This window comes from Bradyrhizobium sp. USDA 4449 (assembly GCF_054056275.1).
On sequence record NZ_JBSRYD010000001.1, the window covers coordinates 5,784,316 to 5,803,657 of the forward strand.

Consider the following 19,342-nt stretch of genomic DNA (forward strand, 5'->3'; position numbering starts at 1 on the left):
TTTGTTCGGCAGAACCGCGGCGTCCTGGTTTCGGCCGACCGTCTACTAGCGCTTGCCGAACCACTCCTCGTAGATCCGCTGGTAGGTGTCGCGCTCGCGCAGCCCCAGAAGTGCTTCGTTGACCTGCTTGCGCAACGGACTGCCGGTCGGAAAGACGATGCCGTAATCTTCCCGGTGAAACACCTCGCCTACGATCCGTGCCGAACTCTGGCCGTCGTGGGTCGTGTAGTAGAGCAGGGCGGGTGCATCGAACACGACCGCGTCGATCTGTTGCTTCAACAGGGCATCGTAGAGGTCGTCGACTTTCTCGAACTCGACCATGTGAGCACTGACCTCGTTCAGATAGGCCGTCGCGGTGCTTCCTCGGGTCGTGCCGACGGTCTTGCCGACGAGATCCTGCGGACCGTTGATCGGGCCCCTGATCTGCTGGACCGTCAGTGAAGCGGTCAGCTGCGCCGTATAGAAGGCGACGAACACCACGCCGGTGAACATCCACAGCACAGCGACGATCCGGGCCATCCAGTGCCGGGGCATCTGGTCGGCCTGAGTGGCCAACGTGCCCGCAGCCCAAAACATCGCATGGAAGATTCCCGGGAAATATTTCCGGGTCGGAATGATTCCGCTGTGATGCGTTCGCTCGACCAGGAACATCAGATGAGCCGGCACGAGGATGAGCAGAAGCGCAATGCCGAGCCAGACCAGCAGGGTCCGTGAGAAGAACAGTTGCATCAACTCGCGCAACGGATTGGCTTGGACATTGACGGCCGTGCCACGCACCAGAATTTGCAAACCCGAGTTCATGATCGGCAGAGAGAAGTCGAATTTGTCCTCCCGCTCCGACGTGATCGAGATGGCTGCGATGGCGAGATCGGCCCGTCCACTTCCCACGGCGTCAAGCAATTCGCTCACATCGGGCAACACGAGGTATTCGGTCTCGCGGTTCAGCCGTTTGCCGATGCTGTTCCAGAGCTCGATACTGAAGCCGCTCAGCGTGCCGTTCTTCTCGACGACCATGGGCGGCACTATGCGGGTCGCCACCCGGAGCTTGGCAGTCTCGGCTTGAGCCGCGGACCAGGTCAGGCAGAAGAGCAGTGCCAACGCCAGCCCTCGGGCGGCCTCGGCCGCAAGCGCCCAACGCAGTCGAGCGGCTCGAGCGCGAGAGCTGGTCGCCGGTTGCGGACGAGTCATCGATGGTTGTTTCCCGGTGCTCGAACCGCCCCGTCGGGGACAGTCCCGTTGGGATTGATGGCCCAGTCCAATATAAAACACCATCCATTGCGTTGCCCGACCCACGAAACACCCGATCCGCGGATCAGTCGTCACGCGAAATATCCCGATTTACCGAATTTTGGATTCCCGGGTCAGAGCCTGCGCCGACGTCAGGAGCCGGGGGCCGATTTCGATCGGGGATTTCGAATGAAGTCTTGGCCCGCCCTGACTTAGGCCGGAGGAGGGCCCCGGTAGGCCCTTTCTCGATGCTTTGCGAGTGATCACGAATTCGTCCTTTGCAAGCGCAACCGGCTTTGTTATACGCAGCCGCGCGCGAACGAACGGTTCGCCTTTTCCTCGGTAGCTCAGCGGTAGAGCATCCGACTGTTAATCGGATGGTCGCTGGTTCGAATCCAGCCCGGGGAGCCAAATTCCGCTTTATCTTCAAGAAGTTGCGATCGCCGCTGATGCGCGCGCGATATTGTTCGATCGTTCTCTCGGCGTTCTCGCGGGCAAGCCAGCGCAGGATCGTCGCGCGGATGTGTGCGGCGGCGGCACGATCGTCGCTGCGGGGCAGCACCAAATCGACGTAATTCAAATCAAGCTTGGCATGGCCGGACTCTTATGGAGCTGATTCCCATGCCCGACATCGAGATCGACCGCGCCCATCAGGCCCCCTCGACTCCGCCGGCCGATATCCCCGAGTTGAGCGACGACGAATGCCTGGCCTGTCTCGCCCGGGCGGTCGAGACGCCCGATTCGGCACGGCTGGGCGAAGTGGCGGCGCTGATCGGGCGCCTTGCCGTCGCGATCGAATAGGCCAATCATCTCTGATGGGTGCGTTGCCTAGCCGTTGGCTGACGGGCCAACGGACGTGTTGCGTTTTCGCGGTGCCTGTTCCAAAGATGCCGCCAACTCATTCCCGCGGCATCGTCCGCCATGCAGGGTTCCGCAAATGTCCGGTTTTTCGACCGCGCGCCAAAAAATGGTCGATGGCCAGGTGCGCACCAATGATGTCACCGATCGCCGCATTCTCGATGCCATGCTCACGGTTCCCCGCGAGGCGTTTGTGCCGGCGAGCCGCCAGGCGCTGGCCTATCTCGACCTCGATCTCGACGTCGGCGAGGGTGCTTCCAAGCGCTATCTGCTCAAGCCGCAGCTGATCGGCAAATTGCTCCAGGCCGCCGAGATCGGCGAAGGCGACAACGTGTTGGTCGTCGGCTGCGCCACCGGCTACCTCGCCGCGCTGACCGCGAAGCTTGCGCGCCAGGTCACTGCAACGGAATGCGATTCGGCGCTGGTGGCAAAGGCCAGGGATGCCCTTGCCGCCAGCGGGCTCACCAACGTCACCTGCAAGGCCGCGCCCTGCGCCGAGGGCGACCCATCTGCCGCGCCCTATGACGTGATCGTCCTCAATGGCGCCACCCAGGTGACGCCGCATGGTCTGTTCGGCCAGCTCAAGGAGGGGGGGCGCCTGGTGGGTGTCTCGGCCGAATCCCGGCCGTCGCGGGCCATGATTGTGACGCGCTCCCACGGCGAATTCGGCTACCGGCCCCTGTTCGACGCCGCAGCCCCGGTGCTTCCCGGGCTGGAACGGGCTGCCGCGTTCGTCTTCTGACGGCCGAAACCCCGTTAAAATCCCGTTCCGAATCAGAAGTGTGGCCGGGATGCTGCACGTGAAGAGTTTCCGCTGAGAACCACCCTGAGGTAGTTCCGTCGCGCTTGACCCCGTCCTATGTTGCGACGGGGCCACGAGTCCACTCGGATACGGTAACCAGGTTTGCGGGCACGGGCCTGGCGTGAGAATGAACGGAATTTCAGGGATGCATGGGGTGAAGCTTTTCACCGGAGCAGCGGTTTCGGTCCTCCTGACGGCGCTAGCCGGACCGGCGCCTGCGTTGGCGGATACGATCGAGGCAGCGCTGGTGCGCGCCTATCAGAACAATCCGCAGCTCAACGCGCAGCGCGCGCAGGTGCGATCGACCGACGAGAACGTGCCGCAGGCGCTTTCGGGCTATCGCCCCAAGGTCGCTGTCACGGCGAGCGCTGGCGTTCAATACACCGATACGAACACCACGGCCGGCGGATCGCCGACTGCGATCGTGCGGACCGAAACCCACGGCACCAACGCGCCGCGCAGCGTCGGTGTGACGGCGACGCAGAACCTGTACAACGGCAACCAGACTGCCAACCGGACCCGTGCCGCCGAGAGCCAGGTCTCCGGTGCGCGTGAAGCGTTGCGCGTGCTGGAGCAGACCGTTCTGCTGCAGGCGGCCACCGTCTACATGGATTATCTGCGCGATGCCGCGACCCTGGAAGTCCAGCGCAGCAACGTGCGCGTGCTGGAGCAGACACTGAAGCAGACGCGCGACCGCTTCAACGTGGGTGAGGTGACCCGCACCGACGTCGCGCAATCCGAGGCGCAGCTGGCGGCCGGCAATACCCAGGCGTTGACGGCCGAATCGAACCTGACCACGACCCGCTCCAACTTCCGGCGCATCATCGGCAACGAGCCGAGCAATCTCGCGCCGGGCTCGCCTGTCGATCGTTATCTGCCGGGCTCGCTCGCGGCCGCGGTCAGCCTGAGCCTGATCGAGAACCCGAACGTCACCGCGGGAATGTACGGCATCGACGTCAACTACCTTCAGGTGAAGATCAACGAGGGTGCGCTGCTGCCGACGATCAACTTCCAGGTCGCGGCGACGCAGTCCTACGAGCAGACCATGTCGATTTTCCGCTCGTTCGGCGCCTCGGCGGTCGCCTCGATCAATGCGCCGATCTATCAGGGCGGTGCCGAATATTCGTTGATCCGCCAGTCCAAGGAAAACCTGGCGCAGCAGCGCCTCAACCTCGAAACCACCCGCGACCAGACCCGTGCCAACGTGGTGACGGCGTGGGGTCAGCTGCAGGCGGGCAAGGCGCAGGTGCAGTCGGCGCAGGCCCAGGTCACGGCGTCCGAGATCGCGCTGAACGGCGTGCGCGAAGAAGCAAAGGCAGGCCAGCGCACCACGCTCGACGTGCTCAACGCCCAGCAGGCGCTGGTCAACGCGCGCGTCGCACTCGTCACTGCGCAACACGACCGCGTGGTCGCGTCGTACTCCGTGCTGAGCGCGGTCGGCCGGCTTGCACCGCAGGTGCTCGGTCTCAACACAACGGTCTACGATCCCAGCGTGCATTACCAGCAGGTCCGCGACAGCTGGGCTGGCGTGCGCACGCCTGACGGACGCTGATTGCCTGGTTCTCCGGTCGGCCTCGCAAACAGACGAGGCTGACCGGCGCCTTGCTTGCATTCATCAAAATCCCTGACATAGCCTTGCCTGGAAGCTGCGGGTCGATTCGCCCTGCATTTGGTGTTGCGTGCGTGATGCTTGGGTGGCGGGGCAGGGGCGCACCGCCTCACGTTGAGCCGTGATCTGGGGACAAGTCTGACTGTCGCGACGAAAATGTCGTGGCACACGTCCGGAACAGGCCAATCCTGTCGTGCTTGGTGTAAAACAACGCATGCGAGGGCGTTGATGATGTGGAGTCGGAGATGACGCAGCCTGCAAAGGTCACAGAACCCTCCATGGAGGAGATTCTGGCCTCGATCCGGCGCATCATTGCCGATGACGAGGCCAAGCCGCCGCCAGCGGAGACAGCAAAGCCTTCGCCGGCTGCTGCGCCCGCACCCAAGCCGCAGGCAATGGCTGACGTTCCGCCATCCAAGATCGCAGCCGCAAAACCTGCTGCTGAAAAGCCGGCGCCATCGCCGGTCGCAAAACCTGCGCCGCCGCCACCATCACCGCCTCCCGCAGCGGATGCCGGCCCCAACAGCCAGGACGACATCGACGCGCTGCTGGCGGGGCTCGATACGGCCACCGCGGCGCCCGAAATCCGCGCGCCGGAACCCGAGCCCGAAGCTGAAGGCGACGTGCTCGAATTGACTGACGATATGGCGATGGACCCGGAGCCGACACCAGCGCCGCCGCCGAGCTTCCACAAGGTCGAGCCGCGCGATGATCTCGAATTCGCGGAGGCGCCGCCGCCCCGTCCGACACCTGCGCCGTCCTATGCACCGGTGGATTTCGACGCGCCGCCGCTGCCGCCGCAGCAGCCGATTCTGGCTCAGTCGACCGTGTCGGCGGTCGAATCCGCCTTCAACTCGCTGGCCCACACGGTGCTCAGCAGCAATGCGCGGACGCTGGAGGATCTGGTCAAGGAGATGCTGCGTCCGATGCTGAAATCCTGGCTGGACGACAATCTGCCGGGCCTGGTCGAACGCATTGTGAAGGCCGAAATCGAGCGGGTCTCGCGCGGCGGCCGCTGAGGCAAGCCGCACGGCCGCGATAAAGCCCTGCTCCTGTGTCATATTTGACCTGCCGGTCGGGCCGGAAAGCCCTTTTGCCGCTGAGCTTTCCGTTGACTTGAACCCCGCGCGCGGCTTTCTAGCAGCCCCATGATCGAGAAAAACTACCAGCCCGCCGATATCGAAGCCCGCATGTCCGTGGTGTGGGAGGACAGCCTTGCCTTCAAGGCCGGCCGTCCCGACCGCCGCGACGCAGTGCCCTTCACCATCGTGATCCCGCCGCCGAACGTGACGGGCTCGCTGCATATGGGCCACGCCCTCAACAACACCCTCCAGGACATCCTGTGCCGTTTCGAGCGGATGCGGGGCCGCGACGTGTTGTGGCAGCCCGGTACCGACCATGCCGGCATCGCCACCCAGATGGTGGTCGAGCGCCAGCTGATGGAGCGCCAGCAGCCTGGCCGCCGCGAGATGGGCCGCGAGAAGTTTCTGGAGCGAGTCTGGGAGTGGAAGGCCGAGAGCGGCGATACCATCATCAACCAGCTCAAGCGCCTCGGCGCCTCCTGCGACTGGTCGCGCGAGCGCTTCACCATGGACGAGGGCCTGTCGAAGGCCGTGGTCAAGGTGTTCGTCGAGCTGCACCGCGATGGCTTGATCTACAAGGACAAGCGCCTGGTGAACTGGGACACCAAGCTCTTGACCGCGATCTCCGATCTCGAAGTGCAGCAGACCGAGGTCAAGGGTCACCTCTGGTATCTGCGCTATCCGATCGAAGGCAAGACCTTCAACCCCGAGGATCCCGCGACCTTTATCGTGGTTGCGACGACGCGTCCTGAGACCATGCTCGGGGATACCGGCGTGGCCGTGCATCCCGAGGACGAGCGCTATCAGAAGCTGATCGGCAAGAACGTTGTGCTGCCGCTGGTCGGCCGCAAGATCAAGATCGTCGCGGACGAATATTCCGATCCTGAGAAGGGCTCGGGCGCTGTGAAGGTGACGCCGGCACACGACTTCAACGATTTCGAGGTCGGCAATCGCCACGGCCTGCGCCGCATCAGCGTGCTGGACAAGGAAGGTCGCCTCGATCTCCTCGACAACGAGGACTATCTGCGCGGCCGGCCGGAAGGCGCATTGCAGTTCGCCGAGGAGTTCAACAAGGTCGACCGCTTCGCGGCGCGCAAGCGCATCGTCGAGCGGCTGGAATCGTTCGGTTTCGTCGAGCGAATCGAGCCGCACACCCACATGGTGCCGCATGGCGACCGTTCCAACAGCGTGATCGAGCCGTACCTGACCGACCAGTGGTATGTCGACGCCAAGACCCTGGCAAAACCCGCGATCGCGGCGGTGCGTTCGGGCGAGACGTCGTTCGTCCCGAAGAACTGGGAAAAGACCTATTTCGAGTGGATGGAGAACATCCAGCCCTGGTGCATCTCGCGCCAGCTGTGGTGGGGGCACCAGATCCCGGCCTGGTACGGTCCTGATGGCAAGGTGTTCGTCGCGGAGACCGAGGAAGAGGCCGTCAGCCACGCGCTGGGCTATTACGTCGAGCAGGAAGTCATCACGGTCGAGCAGGGCCGCGAGATGGCGCTCGATCGCAACAAGCGCGAGGGCTTTATCACCCGCGACGAGGACGTGCTCGACACCTGGTTCTCCTCGGCGCTGTGGCCGTTCTCGACCCTCGGCTGGCCCGAAGACGCGCCCGAAGTGCAGCGCTACTACCCGACCAACGCGCTGGTGACCGGATTCGACATCATTTTCTTCTGGGTCGCCCGGATGATGATGATGGGCCTGCACTTCATGAAGGAGGTGCCGTTCTCGACGATCTACATCCACGCCCTCGTTCGCGACGAGAAGGGCGCCAAGATGTCGAAGTCGAAGGGCAACGTCATCGACCCGCTCCACCTGATCGACGAATATGGCGCGGACGCGCTGCGCTTTACGCTGGCTGCAATGGCGGCGCAGGGGCGCGACATCAAGCTCGCCACCAGCCGCGTCGAGGGCTACCGCAATTTCGCGACCAAGCTGTGGAACGCCTCGCGCTTCGCGGAGATGAACCACTGCGCGGTGCCCGAGGGGTTCGAGCCGGCCAAGGCGAAGGAAACGCTGAATCGCTGGATCGCGCATGAGAGCGCCCACACCACGCGCGAGGTGACCGAGGCCATCGAGGCCTATCGCTTCAACGATGCGGCAGGCAGCATCTACCGCTTCGTCTGGAACGTCTATTGCGACTGGTATGTCGAGCTCGCCAAGCCCGTGCTGCTCGGCCCCGACAGTCCTGCCAAGGATGAGACCCGCGCCATGGTCGCCTGGGCACGCGACGAGATTTTGAAGCTGTTGCATCCCTTCATGCCCTTCATCACGGAAGAGCTGTGGGAGGTCACGGCCAAGCGCGACGGCCTGCTCGCACTGGCGCCCTGGCCGCTGAAGCCATCCGGGCCGACGCCGGAGCAGCTCGCGATGCTCGCGGCTGCGGCCGGACCGACTGATCCGCTGATCACGCCTGCGTTCGTGATGCCGATCTTCGATCATGCCGATTTCACCGATCCCAAGGCGGAAGCCGAGATCGGCTGGGTCATCGACCTCGTCACGCAGATCCGCTCGGTGCGCGCCGAGATGAACATCGCACCGGCGACGCTGACGGCACTGGTGCTCGCGGGCGCCTCGGCCGAGACCAGGGAACGTGCGCCGCGCTGGACCGACGTCATCAAGCGCATGGCGCGGCTGTCGGATATCTCCTTCGCAGATCGTGCGCCTGACGGAGCCGTTCAGTTGCTGGTCCGCGGCGAGGTGGCCGCGCTGCCGCTCAAGGGCGTCATCGACGTTGCCGCCGAGCGTACGCGGCTCGACAAGGAAATCGGCAAGGCCGAGGCCGACATCAAGCGTGCCGAGTCGAAGCTCGCCAACGAAAAGTTCGTCGCCAACGCGGCCGAGGAGGTCGTCGAGGAGGAGCGCGAAAAGCGCGAGGCGGCGCTAGCCCGCAAGGCCAAGCTGCTCGAGGCGCTGGAGCGGCTCAAGCAGGCGTCGTAGGCCTACTTCGGAAACGGCTTGCTCAAGAATTTGGAGCCCCTGACGCCATACCGCCAGGGCAGCTCGACTGCCTTGGTGATGCCGATGCGGATGCCGGTCGCGACCTCGACGTCCGCCGTTCGCGCATGCAGTGCGATCGGTGGGCGATCCAGGGGCAGGGTGTTGTGCGCGATCGTGATGCCGAGCGCCTCTGTCAGCTTGCCCGGGGCCCGAGCACAGTGCGTGCACGTCCTGGAGACGGCGACGGCGGCGCATCGCCGCGATCCCATGCGTCGGCTCCAGCGCGCGGATCAAGACGGCGGCGGCCGACCCGGCCCGCTCGCAGACGAAGTTCACGCACCAGTGGATGCCGTAGGAACGGTAGACGTAGGCAAAGCCGGGTGGACCGAACATGATCTGGTTCCGCGGGGTCGGGCCGTTGTAGGAGTGCGCAGCCGGCTCGGTATGATGATAGGCCTCGACCTCGACGATGATGCCGCCGACACCGTCGACCAGCATGGTCGCGCCGATCAGATCGGGCGCGACCTCGCGGACATCGCGGTCGAAAAAGGACCGCTTCAGGAGCTTGCCCAGCCGTGGTGTGGAAGTCTTCGAAACTGGAGCCATTCGGGGTGAGAATCGCCTGAGAACAGAGCAGGATATTGCCCATATCTGCCATGTTCCCTGAAGCGGCGCGAGCCGGGTTGCGGCAGGCAGCCAGACCGACTAGGTAGGACCTGAACAGACCGGACAGATCATGGTCGTTATTGTCGATACCATCACGAACCCGCTGCGCCCACGACACCCCGAAAAGGTGAACCGACCTGATTCCGCTTCGCCGGCGAAGCCGGACTGGATTCGCGTGCGCGCGCCTAACACCCGCGGCTATGCCGACACCCGCAACATCGTGCGCGCCAACGGCCTGCACACGGTGTGCGAGGAGGCGGGCTGTCCGAACATCGGCGAGTGCTGGGACAAGAAGCACGCGACCTTCATGATCATGGGTGACACCTGCACCCGTGCCTGCGCGTTCTGCAACGTCAAGACCGGACTGCCCAACGCGCTGGATGCGGCCGAGCCGCAGAATGTCGCCGAGGCCGTGGCCAAGCTCGGCCTTGCGCACGTCGTCATCACCTCGGTCGACCGTGACGACCTCGCCGATGGCGGCGCCGGGCATTTTGCCCAGACCATCCGCGCGATTCGGGCCGCGTGCCCCTCGACCACGATCGAGATCCTGACGCCGGACTTTTTGCGCAAGGAGGGCGCGCTCGAAGTCGTGGTCGCGGCGCGGCCCGACGTCTTCAACCACAATCTCGAGACGGTGCCTTCGCATTACCTGACGGTGCGGCCGGGCGCGCGCTACTTCCACTCGATCCGGCTGCTGCAGCGGGTCAAGGAGCTCGATCCCGGCATCTTCACCAAATCAGGCATCATGGTCGGCCTCGGCGAGGAGCGCCACGAGGTGCAACAGGTGATGGACGATCTGCGCTCGGCCGACGTCGATTTCCTGACCATCGGGCAATACCTCCAGCCGACCCGCAAGCACCACGCCGTGATGCGCTACGTGCCGCCGGACGAGTTCAGCTCTTACGAAAAGGTCGCCTACACCAAGGGCTTCCTGATGGTCTCGGCGAGCCCGCTGACCCGTTCGTCGCACCACGCCGGCGAGGACTTTGCGAAACTGAAGGCTGCGCGGGCAGCTAACGCCCGCTGAACTGCCATGCCAAGATTTTCGAGCAAGCGCCGTGTCACTCACAGCGCATCCAAGATGTTCGATCTGGTCGCCGACGTCGAGCGCTACCCGGAATTCGTACCGCTGTGCAGCGCGCTGAAGATCCGCCAGCGCATGGCCAAGCCTGATGGTACGGAGGTGCTGGTCGCCGACATGACGGTGTCGTTCAAGCTGGTCAAGGAATCGTTCACCAGCCGCGTGACGCTCGACCGCGCGAATCTGAAAATCCTGGTCGAATATCTCCAAGGTCCGTTCAGCAATCTCGAAAACCGCTGGACGTTCGAGCCCAGGGGCGACGACGTCTGCGACGTCGGTTTCTTCCTTGCCTACGAATTCAAGAGCCGGATGCTGGCGATGCTCATGGGCTCGATGTTCGACGCAGCCTTCGCGCGGTTTTCCACCGCATTCGAAAAGCGCGCCGACGCGATCTACGGCCGGCCGAAGCTGGCGTCGTCCTAGCCGTCCGCGTTGCGCGCAAGCGCCGTACCGACCCGCCTGCGAAGCTTGGAGGGCGCTCACCCCCGCGGGGAGCGCGGCGGTCTGCGCTTCACGGCATGTCGTCGCGGTGAGCGCGTCGCACGAGGACGCAGCCTCGTCGCTGCAGTGGCGCGGCGCGGCTTGGCCGCGGCTTGCGGGCCTCGGGCAAGCTCCATCAGCATGCGGAGCGCTTCGACCACCGAGCGCTGGCGCACGGCCGTGCGGCCGATCGCGCCAAAACGCTGCTCACGATGGATGATGCGGCCGTCGCGCGCGGCGGCGGCGAAATGGACGAGACCGACCGGCTTGCCGGGGGTAGCACCGCCGGGGCCCGCAATGCCGGTGATGGCAACCGCGAGATCGACATCCGCCCGCTCGAGCGCGCCGACTGCCATCGCGGTTGCGGTTTCCCTGCTGACGGCGCCGAAATTGGTGAGCGTTGAGGCCTCGACCCCGAGCATCGCGCGCTTGGCGTCGTTGGAGTAAGTGACGAAGCCGCGATCGATCACATCAGACGAGCCGGGGATGTCGGTCAGCGCGCCGGCGACGAGGCCGCCGGTGCAGGACTCGGCGGTCGCGATCGTCAGCTTGCGCATCCGGCACAGATCGAGCAGCGAGCGGGAGAGGGCGCGTGCGTCGCTGCCGCCCATGACCTTACGCGCTCCAGGGAAGGCGGATAGTGGCGCTCGCGGTGGCCGCGATGCCTTCCTCGCGGCCGGTGAAGCCGAGCCGCTCGCTGGTCGTCGCCTTCACGGCCACGCGGGAGATGTCGACGCCTGATATCTCGGCGATGCGCGCGCGCATGACGTCGCGCAGCGGGCCGATCTTCGGCCGTTCGCAGATCATCGTGACTTCGAGATTGGCGATGCGGCCGCCGCGCGCGGTCACGCGCTCGATGGCATATTCCAGGAACTGGTCGGAGGAGGCGCCCTTCCACTTGGCGTCGCTCGGCGGGAAGTGCGAGCCGATGTCGCCGTCGGCAAGCGCGCCCAGGATGGCATCGACCAGCGCATGCAGGCCGACATCGCCGTCGGAATGGGCAAGAAAACCCTTCGCATGCGGCACGCGCACGCCGCAGAGCATGAGGTGGTCGCCTTCGCCGAAGGCGTGCACGTCATAGCCGGTGCCGGTCCTGATATCGCCGAGCAGGCTGGCCAGGCGCGCTTCCTCGCGCACGAAATCTTCGGGAGTGGTGAGCTTCATGTTGGCAACATCGCCTTCAAAGGTCGCAACCGTCAATCCCGCCCATTCGGCGATCGCGGCGTCGTCGGTGAAATCTGAGCGTCCGTCCTTGGCCGCGCGACGATGCGCTTCGAGGATGACATCGAAACGAAAGGATTGCGGCGTCTGCGCGATCCGCAAGCTTGCCCTGTCAGGCGTGTCCTCGACTTCGCCGTTCGCACTCGTGACCTTGATGGTATCGGTGACGGGGACGACGGGGATGGCAGCGCCGGTGCGGCTTGCCGCCTCGATTGCGCGCGAGATCACGCCAGAAGAGACGAAGGGACGCGCGGCGTCGTGGATCAGGACGATGTCGGGCTTGTGTTTTGCGAGAGCTTCGAGGCCTGACAGCACCGAGGCCTGGCGCGTCGCGCCGCCGCTGGCCGGCGCCTCGTGCTTGAGGCCTGCGACCGCTGCCGTGAACATGGCGCCGTCGTCGGGGTTCACCACCGGCTGCACGGCGAAGACGTCAGGGTGGGTGCTGAAGGCTTCCATGGCGCGGTAGATCACGGGCACGCCGCCGATTTCGCGATATTGCTTGGGGCCACCGGCGCCTGCGCGCAGGCCACGTCCGGCCGCGACAAGAACGACTGCAGTGCGCTGTGATTTCGCCATGGGACTCGAATATTTTGTTGCCTGGGGTGATTGACGCATGCCTCTAGCACGGTAGGCCCGCAAAAAAAGGGGTTTCCCTGAATGTGGGACAGCGCATTTTGCTGCGCTGCACTTGAAAGATCTACAGAACTGTCTAAACTGTAGGCATGATGCTTGACTGCACAAGAATTGTGCGCAAGATAAGCCACGGCAGACGCGATGAGGCCCTGCCTACTCAACGGGACCACTGTGACCGGCTCGGCAGGATCAGGCTCTAAGCCGTTGAAAATAGGCGACATCGAGGTCGCAACCTCGGTTTTCCTGGCACCAATGTCGGGCGTAACCGATTCACCCGTTCGCAAGCTCGCCGCCGAGCTGGGAGCGGGTCTCGTCGTATCCGAAATGACTGCCAGCGATGAATTGGCCAAAGGCCACCGCATGTCGCGATTGCGCTGCGAAGCGACCGGCGTAGGGCCGCATGTGGTCCAGCTCGCTGGCTGCGAGGCGCGTTGGATGGCGGAGGGGGCCCGGATCGCCGAGGCCGAGGGCGCCGACATTATCGATATCAACATGGGCTGTCCCGCCCGCCACGTCACCGGCGGTCAGTCGGGCTCGGCCCTGATGCGCGATCTCGATCATGCCCTCAGCTTGATCGAGGCGACCATATCAGCCGTAAAGGTGCCGGTGACGCTGAAGATGCGGCTCGGCTGGGACGACCGCACCCGCAACGCGCCAGAGCTTGCGCGCCGCGCCGAGGCCGCCGGCATCAAGCTCGTCACCGTCCATGGCCGCACCCGCTGCCAGTTCTACAAGGGCGAGGCCGATTGGGAGGCAATCCGCGCGGTGCGCGAGGCCGTCTCCATTCCGCTCGTCGTCAACGGCGACATCACCACTTACGAGAAGGCGCGCGCGGCGCTCCAGGCCTCCGGCGCCGACGCCGTGATGATCGGCCGCGGCGCGCAGGGTCAACCGTGGCTGCCCGGCGAGATAGGCCGACGCCTGAACGGCGGGGCTGCCGAGGCCACACCGTCGCTCGCGACGCAGCTGCATTACGTCCGCACGCTCTACGACGGCATCTGCGCACTCTACGGCCTGCGCGTCGGCCTGAAGCATGCGCGAAAACATCTCGGCTGGGCGCTCGACGTCGCGGCGCAAGCGAGCGGCGCGCCGATCGAGACGTTGAAAGGCTGGCGTCAGAAGATCCTGACCTCCGAGGATTCTGACCTCATCCACCGGTCGCTGCAGGATGCGTTCGATGACTTCGCATGGAGCGCTGCTGCATGACCTCAGCCGCCGACCATCGCCAGCCAGCCGATAGTGACGCAATCCTCGATGCCTTGCCCAATCCCGTTCTGATGATCGGGCCGGACGGCAAGATCGTCGGCGCCAATATCGCGACCGAAGCCTTCTTCGAGATATCGACGCAGTTCCTGAAGCGGCAGTCACTCAAAGAGCTGGTGCCGTTCGGCAGCCCGCTGCTGGCGCTGATCGATCAGGTGCGCTCGTCGAACGCGCCGGTCAACGAATACAAGGTCGATCTGGGCACGCCGCGCATGGGCGGCGACCGCCAGGTCGATCTCCATGTGGCTCCGCTCACCGAGCGGCCCGGCCATATCGTGGTGATGCTGCAGGAGCGCTCCATCGCCGACAAGATGGACCGCCAGCTCACCCATCGCAGCGCCGCGCGCTCGGTGATCGCGCTCGCTGCGATGCTCGCGCACGAGATCAAGAACCCGCTTTCGGGCATCCGCGGCGCAGCGCAGCTGCTGGAGCAGCAGGCCTCTACCGAGGACCGCATGCTGACACGGCTGATCTGCGACGAGGCCGACCGCATCGTGACGCTGGTCGACCGCATGGAGGTGTTCGGCGACGAGCGGCCCGTGGTGCGCGGCCCCGTCAACATCCATTCCGTGCTCGATCACGTGAAGCGGCTGGCGCAGTCGGGCTTTGCCCGCAACATCCGCTTCGTCGAGGATTACGATCCGTCGCTGCCCCCGGTGCTGGCGAACCAGGACCAGCTGATCCAGGTGTTCCTCAATCTGGTGAAGAATGCCGCCGAAGCGCTGATCGACGTGCCCGATGCCGAGATCCAGCTCACCACCGCGTTCCGCCCCGGCGTGCGCCTGTCAGTCCCCGGTCAAAAAACCCGGGTATCCCTGCCGCTGGAATTCTGCGTGAGGGACAATGGACCAGGCGTGCCGGACGATCTTCTGCCCAATCTGTTCGACCCCTTCGTGACCACGAAGCAGACCGGCTCAGGCCTTGGTCTTGCGCTGGTCGCCAAGATCGTCGGCGATCACGGGGGCATCATCGAATGCGAGTCTCAGCCGCGCAAGACCACCTTTCGCGTGCTGATGCCGATGTATTCCACATCGGTCAAACACGCTGATCACAGCAGTCGCGACGGCTCTGCCGGGAAGTCGTCGTCTGCATCACAGGGCGCAAGATGAGGATTAACGATGCCCGCAGGTAGCATTCTCGTAGCTGATGACGACACCGCCATCCGCACGGTTCTCAACCAGGCACTTTCCCGGGCCGGGTACGAGGTCAGGCTGACCGGCAACGCCGCGACGCTGTGGCGCTGGGTCAGCCAGGGGGAGGGCGATCTCGTCATCACCGACGTGGTGATGCCGGACGAAAACGCCTTCGACCTGTTGCCGCGGATCAAGAAGATGCGGCCGAACTTGCCCGTCATCGTCATGAGTGCGCAAAACACCTTCATGACGGCGATCCGCGCCTCCGAGCGCGGCGCCTATGAATACCTGCCGAAGCCCTTCGACCTGAAGGAGCTGATCGCGATCGTCGGCCGCGCGCTGGCGGAGCCCAAGGAGCGGGTCGCAACGCCCGACGAGGACGGCGAGATGGAGGCGATCCCGCTGGTCGGCCGCTCGCCCGCGATGCAGGAAATCTACCGCGTGCTCGCACGGCTGATGCAGACCGACCTCACCGTGATGATCACGGGCGAGTCCGGCACCGGTAAGGAACTGGTGGCGCGCGCGCTGCATGATTACGGCAAGCGCCGCAACGGGCCGTTCGTCGCCGTCAACATGGCGGCGATCCCGCGCGACCTGATTGAATCCGAATTGTTCGGCCATGAGCGCGGCGCCTTCACCGGCGCCAACACGCGCGCGTCCGGCCGGTTCGAGCAGGCCGAGGGCGGGACGCTTTTCCTCGACGAAATCGGCGACATGCCGATGGAGGCGCAGACCCGTCTGCTGCGCGTGCTGCAGCAGGGCGAATACACCACGGTCGGCGGCCGCACCCCGATCAAGACCGACGTGCGCATCGTCGCGGCCTCCAACAAGGACCTGCGCGTGCTGATCCAGCAGGGGCTTTTCCGGGAAGACCTGTTCTTCCGCCTCAACGTCGTGCCGCTGCGACTGCCTCCCCTGCGCGAGCGCATCGAGGACTTGCCGGATCTCGTGCGGCACTTCTTCGCGCTCGCGGAGAAGGACGGCTTGCCGCCGAAGAAGCTCGACGCGCTGGCGCTCGAGCGGATGAAGCAGCACCGCTGGCCCGGCAACGTGCGCGAGCTGGAAAATCTCGCCCGTCGTCTCGCAGCCCTCTATCCGCAGGACGTGATCACCGGCTCCGTCATCGACGGCGAACTGGCGCCGCCCACGGTCAGCCCCGGGGCCGCGGTCCAGCAGGGCGTCGACAATCTCGGCGGCGCGGTGGAAGCCTATCTCTCGTCGCACTTCCAGGGATTCCCGAATGGCGTGCCGCCGCCGGGCCTCTATCACCGCATCCTCAAGGAGATCGAGGTGCCGCTGCTGACGGCCGCGCTGGCCGCCACCCGCGGCAACCAGATCCGCGCGGCCGATCTGCTCGGCCTCAACCGCAACACGCTGCGGAAGAAGATCCGCGATCTCGATATCCAGGTGTACAGGAGCGGGGGGTAAGGCTCTCAGAACGGACGAATGGCTCAGCTCCCCCTACCAGAGCGGAGCTGAGCCTGTCCGGATCGCGCTGGCCCTTGTGGCTGGCGCGGTGAGCAGAAGTCCTGACAGGGCTGAAATGTTCCGCGGGAATATCGCAATTTTGCCGTGGACCGCCGGGCCTGGCGCCGCACCTATCTGATCAGGCGGGCCATGACGGGCTGAATGTTGGCGAACTCCGCCGTCTGCTCCTGCCTGCTGGGGCCGTTGACCAACAGGTCGGAGGCCACAATCAGCAGCAGCACGGCCGATACCATAATGCCCAAAAAAATGCGATCCATGCCGGGTCAAGCCCGAGGGCGCTGATTCCGTTCCGAGGTAAACTCGCAAGAAGCCCATCCCTGTCGATGCGCCCGTCCATTGCGGGAAACACGCCGCGGATTTGTCGCAATTCGGCAACAATGTGGTAGGAATACATCAGTATCCGCCACGCGGACCCCGTTTTCAGCACCCATTGCCGGAATGACCAGCGCAGATACCTCAGCCGCATCCTTTGACTCGGCCCCAGCGGAAGAGCCCCGGCGCTGGTCGGTGCGGCGCTGGCTGGCGCCGTTTGCGGTCGCACTGGCGCTGTTGTCGGCGTTCCTGACGTTCATGGTCCTGACCGGCCTGACGAGCATCGAGCCGACGCCGGAAGTGGTTCGCTCATTCTATCTCATCAATGCGGGCACGATCCTGCTGCTGGTCGGGATCATCGTCCGCGAGCTCTGGCAGCTGATCCTGGCCCGCCGGCGCGGACGAGCGGCGGCACGCCTCCATGTCCAGATCGTCAGCCTGTTCTCGATCGTCGCCGTGCTGCCCGCGGTGCTGGTCGCCGTCGTGGCCAACGTCACGATCGAGCGCGGCCTCGACCGGCTGTTCTCGGGTCCCACCAAGGAAGTCATCCAGAACTCGCTGACGATCGCGCGGGCCTATATGCAGGACCACGCCCAGTTGATCCGCGGCGACATTATCGGCATGGCCAACGATATCGCCCATGCCAGGCCGCTCTACGACCAGGATCGCCGCTCGTTCCGTGAATTGCTGACGTCGAGCGCCGCTTCGCGCAATTTGCCGGGCGCGATGATCATCGACAAGGACACCAACATCCTCGAATCCGCCGACACCGGCATGCGGCTGGCCTATTCGCCGCCGGCGCCTGATTTCCTCAGTAACGTCAACGAGAATGAGCCGGAGATCGCGGTCCTCCCGGATGCGAGTTACGTCGCCGCGGTGATCCGCCTGCGCGCTTTCAGCGACACCTTCCTCTATGTCGCGCGTCCGCTCGATCCGAACGTCGTCGCCCAGCTGAAGCAGACCGAGCTCAGCGTCGCCGAATATGCCCAGATCGAATCGCGCCGGCTCGGGATCCAGGTCGCGTTCGCGCTGATGTTCGCGGTGATCGCGCTGACCATCCTGATGGCCTCCGTGTTGATCGGTCTGAACTTCGCCAACTCGCTGGTCTCGCCGATCCGGCGGCTGATGAACGCGGCCCACACCGTCTCGACCGGCGATCTCCACGTGAAGGTGCCGGTGCATCAGTCGGAAGGCGATCTCGCCCAGCTCGGCGAGACCTTCAACAAGATGACGCAGGAGTTGCGCAGCCAGCGCGACGAGCTCGTCAACGCCAGCGATCTCATCGACAGCCGCCGCCGCTTCATCGAGGCCGTGCTGTCCTCAGCAAGCGCCGGCATCATCGGCGTCGACACCTCGGGCAGCGTGGGCATCCTCAACCGCTCCGCCGAGAAGCTGATCGGGCACTCCGAGGCGGAGACACTCGGCCATCCGCTCTCCGACGTGCTGCCCGAACTCGAGGAGATGATGCAGACGGCGCGGGAAGGGACCCAGCGCCTGGTCCAGGGCCAGATCACGATCACGCGCGACGGACAGGAACGCAATCTGTCGGTCCGTGTCAGCGCCGAGAAGAACCAGCCGCACGACAGCTACATCATCACGCTCGACGACATCACCGAACTCGTCTCGGCGCAGCGTACCTCGGCCTGGGGCGACGTCGCGCGGCGCATCGCCCACGAGATCAAGAACCCGCTGACGCCGATCCAGCTCTCGGCCGAACGCATTCGCCGCAAGTTCGGCAAGGACATCACCGAGACCAAGGACAAGCAGATTTTCGAGCAATGCACCGACACCATCGTGCGCCAGGTCGACGATATCAGGCGGATGGTCGACGAATTCTCGCGCTTCGCGCGGATGCCGAAACCCGTGATGGAAGGCGAGGACGTCGCCGACACCGTGCGGCAGGCGGTGTTCCTGATGAAGGTCGCCCATCCCGAGCTCGATATCGACGCCGAGTTCAAGGATGATCCGCTGCGCGCCCAGTTCGACCGCCGGCTGATCTCGCAGGCGGTGACCAACATCGTCAAGAACGCCACCGAGGCGATCGAGCAGGTCCCGCCGGAGGAGCTCGGCAAGGACGGCGGAAAGGGCCGCATCGACGTCGTGGTGTCGCGGGAAGGCGAGGACGTGCTGATCGACGTCGTCGACAACGGCATCGGCCTGCCCAAGGTCGCGCGCTCGCGGCTGCTGGAGCCCTATGTGACGACACGCGCCAAGGGCACCGGCCTTGGCCTTGCGATCGTCGGTCGCGTGCTGGAAGACCATGGCGGCCGGATCGAGCTGAAGGATGCCTCCGACTTCCGCCAGGGCCAGCGTGGCGCGTGGATGCGAATGCGGTTTGCGATCTCCGGCGAGGCCAAGAAGGCCCAGGGAGCCGCCGAGCAGGCGCCGGCAGCCAAGGACGCGGCCGCGGATCCCCGGCAAACCGCTGCGGATTCCGCCCCGACGCAGGAAACAAAAGTGCCGGCGCCTGAAACCAGAGAGCCGGCTGAAAAGACCAATGATGATTCAACGAAAATCGAAGCCTCGACAGGCAGCTGAAAAGGC

16 protein-coding genes, 1 tRNA gene and 1 pseudogene are annotated in these 19,342 nt (G+C 64.9%); 13 read left to right on the top strand and 5 right to left on the bottom strand.

The genetic code is table 11. From position 1 onward, the window contains the following. Positions 1–45: 45 nt before the first annotated feature. Positions 46–1,323, bottom strand: a complete 1,278-nt coding sequence (locus ACVIIW_RS27095) for a transporter substrate-binding domain-containing protein (RefSeq protein WP_456703537.1) — start codon at positions 1,321–1,323, stop codon at positions 46–48. A 240-nt stretch (positions 1,324–1,563) separates the two neighbouring features. On the opposite strand from ACVIIW_RS27095, the gene ACVIIW_RS27100 reads away from it, so the two are divergent. The 6 genes from ACVIIW_RS27100 (at position 1,564) to ACVIIW_RS27125 (ending at position 8,521) form a co-directional block, all read left to right on the top strand. Beyond that, a tRNA-Asn gene (locus tag ACVIIW_RS27100) sits at positions 1,564–1,638 on the top strand. Positions 1,639–1,848: 210 nt separating this feature from the next. Beyond that, complete coding sequence (locus tag ACVIIW_RS27105; protein ID WP_456703538.1) at positions 1,849–2,028, top strand: hypothetical protein; 180 nt, start codon at positions 1,849–1,851, stop codon at positions 2,026–2,028. 136 nt (positions 2,029–2,164) lie between these two features. Further along, a complete protein-coding gene (locus ACVIIW_RS27110) occupies positions 2,165–2,827 on the top strand; it encodes a protein-L-isoaspartate O-methyltransferase family protein (protein WP_456703539.1) in 663 nt (220 codons plus the stop codon). 205 nt (positions 2,828–3,032) lie between these two features. Further along, positions 3,033–4,439 carry a TolC family outer membrane protein gene (locus tag ACVIIW_RS27115; protein ID WP_456705281.1) on the top strand — a complete coding sequence of 469 codons (1,407 nt, stop codon included), beginning with the start codon at positions 3,033–3,035 and terminating at the stop codon, positions 4,437–4,439. A 302-nt stretch (positions 4,440–4,741) separates the two neighbouring features. Then, the gene (locus ACVIIW_RS27120; protein WP_456703540.1) at positions 4,742–5,515 is read left to right on the top strand and encodes a PopZ family protein; all 774 of its coding nucleotides are present in this window, start codon (positions 4,742–4,744) and stop codon (positions 5,513–5,515) included. 129 nt (positions 5,516–5,644) lie between these two features. After that, on the top strand, positions 5,645–8,521 hold the full coding sequence (locus ACVIIW_RS27125; protein WP_456703541.1) for a valine--tRNA ligase: 2,877 nt from the start codon (positions 5,645–5,647) through the stop codon (positions 8,519–8,521). Positions 8,522–8,523: 2 nt separating this feature from the next. On the opposite strand, the pseudogene ACVIIW_RS27130 reads toward ACVIIW_RS27125, so the two are convergent. After that, positions 8,524–9,034: pseudogene (locus tag ACVIIW_RS27130) on the bottom strand (DNA-3-methyladenine glycosylase). Here ACVIIW_RS27130 and ACVIIW_RS27135 point away from each other — a divergent pair. The 3 genes from ACVIIW_RS27135 (at position 8,966) to ACVIIW_RS27145 (ending at position 10,691) form a co-directional block, all read left to right on the top strand. Beyond that, positions 8,966–9,136: a hypothetical protein gene (locus ACVIIW_RS27135; protein WP_456705366.1), complete on the top strand. Its 171-nt coding sequence runs from the start codon at positions 8,966–8,968 to the stop codon at positions 9,134–9,136. The pseudogene ACVIIW_RS27130 and the gene ACVIIW_RS27135 sit on opposite strands and share 69 nt — an antisense overlap. A gap of 121 nt (positions 9,137–9,257) precedes the next feature. After that, positions 9,258–10,214 (top strand): lipoyl synthase, encoded by a 957-nt coding sequence (gene lipA / locus ACVIIW_RS27140; protein ID WP_456703542.1) that lies wholly within the window; start codon positions 9,258–9,260, stop codon positions 10,212–10,214. Between the two features lie 6 nt (positions 10,215–10,220). Further along, the gene (locus ACVIIW_RS27145; protein WP_456703543.1) at positions 10,221–10,691 is read left to right on the top strand and encodes a type II toxin-antitoxin system RatA family toxin; all 471 of its coding nucleotides are present in this window, start codon (positions 10,221–10,223) and stop codon (positions 10,689–10,691) included. Between the two features lie 56 nt (positions 10,692–10,747). Here the strand turns inward: ACVIIW_RS27145 and ACVIIW_RS27150 are convergent, their stop codons facing one another. Together ACVIIW_RS27150 and ACVIIW_RS27155 are read right to left on the bottom strand one after the other, a co-directional pair. Then, positions 10,748–11,359: a CinA family protein gene (locus ACVIIW_RS27150; protein WP_456703544.1), complete on the bottom strand. Its 612-nt coding sequence runs from the start codon at positions 11,357–11,359 to the stop codon at positions 10,748–10,750. Between the two features lie 4 nt (positions 11,360–11,363). Beyond that, positions 11,364–12,545 (bottom strand): bifunctional 2-C-methyl-D-erythritol 4-phosphate cytidylyltransferase/2-C-methyl-D-erythritol 2,4-cyclodiphosphate synthase, encoded by a 1,182-nt coding sequence (locus ACVIIW_RS27155; protein ID WP_456703545.1) that lies wholly within the window; start codon positions 12,543–12,545, stop codon positions 11,364–11,366. Positions 12,546–12,806: 261 nt separating this feature from the next. Between ACVIIW_RS27155 and dusB the strand changes: the two genes are divergently transcribed. Genes dusB through ntrC form a run of 3 tightly spaced genes read left to right on the top strand, consistent with a single transcriptional unit; the run spans position 12,807 to position 16,426 of the window. Next, the gene (dusB, locus tag ACVIIW_RS27160; RefSeq protein ID WP_456703546.1) at positions 12,807–13,808 is read left to right on the top strand and encodes a tRNA dihydrouridine synthase DusB; all 1,002 of its coding nucleotides are present in this window, start codon (positions 12,807–12,809) and stop codon (positions 13,806–13,808) included. Further along, positions 13,805–14,974 (top strand): two-component system sensor histidine kinase NtrB, encoded by a 1,170-nt coding sequence (locus ACVIIW_RS27165; protein WP_456703547.1) that lies wholly within the window; start codon positions 13,805–13,807, stop codon positions 14,972–14,974. The genes dusB and ACVIIW_RS27165 overlap by 4 nt, the downstream gene beginning before the upstream one ends. A 9-nt stretch (positions 14,975–14,983) precedes the next feature. Continuing rightward, a complete protein-coding gene (gene ntrC, locus ACVIIW_RS27170; RefSeq protein ID WP_456703548.1) occupies positions 14,984–16,426 on the top strand; it encodes a nitrogen regulation protein NR(I) in 1,443 nt (480 codons plus the stop codon). Positions 16,427–16,596: 170 nt separating this feature from the next. Here the strand turns inward: ntrC and ACVIIW_RS27175 are convergent, their stop codons facing one another. Then, positions 16,597–16,743 carry a hypothetical protein gene (locus ACVIIW_RS27175; protein WP_456703549.1) on the bottom strand — a complete coding sequence of 49 codons (147 nt, stop codon included), beginning with the start codon at positions 16,741–16,743 and terminating at the stop codon, positions 16,597–16,599. A 181-nt stretch (positions 16,744–16,924) separates the two neighbouring features. On the opposite strand from ACVIIW_RS27175, the gene ACVIIW_RS27180 reads away from it, so the two are divergent. Further along, entirely contained in the window at positions 16,925–19,336 is a 2,412-nt protein-coding gene (locus ACVIIW_RS27180; protein WP_456703550.1) for an ATP-binding protein, read from the top strand. Positions 19,337–19,342 lie beyond the last annotated feature (6 nt).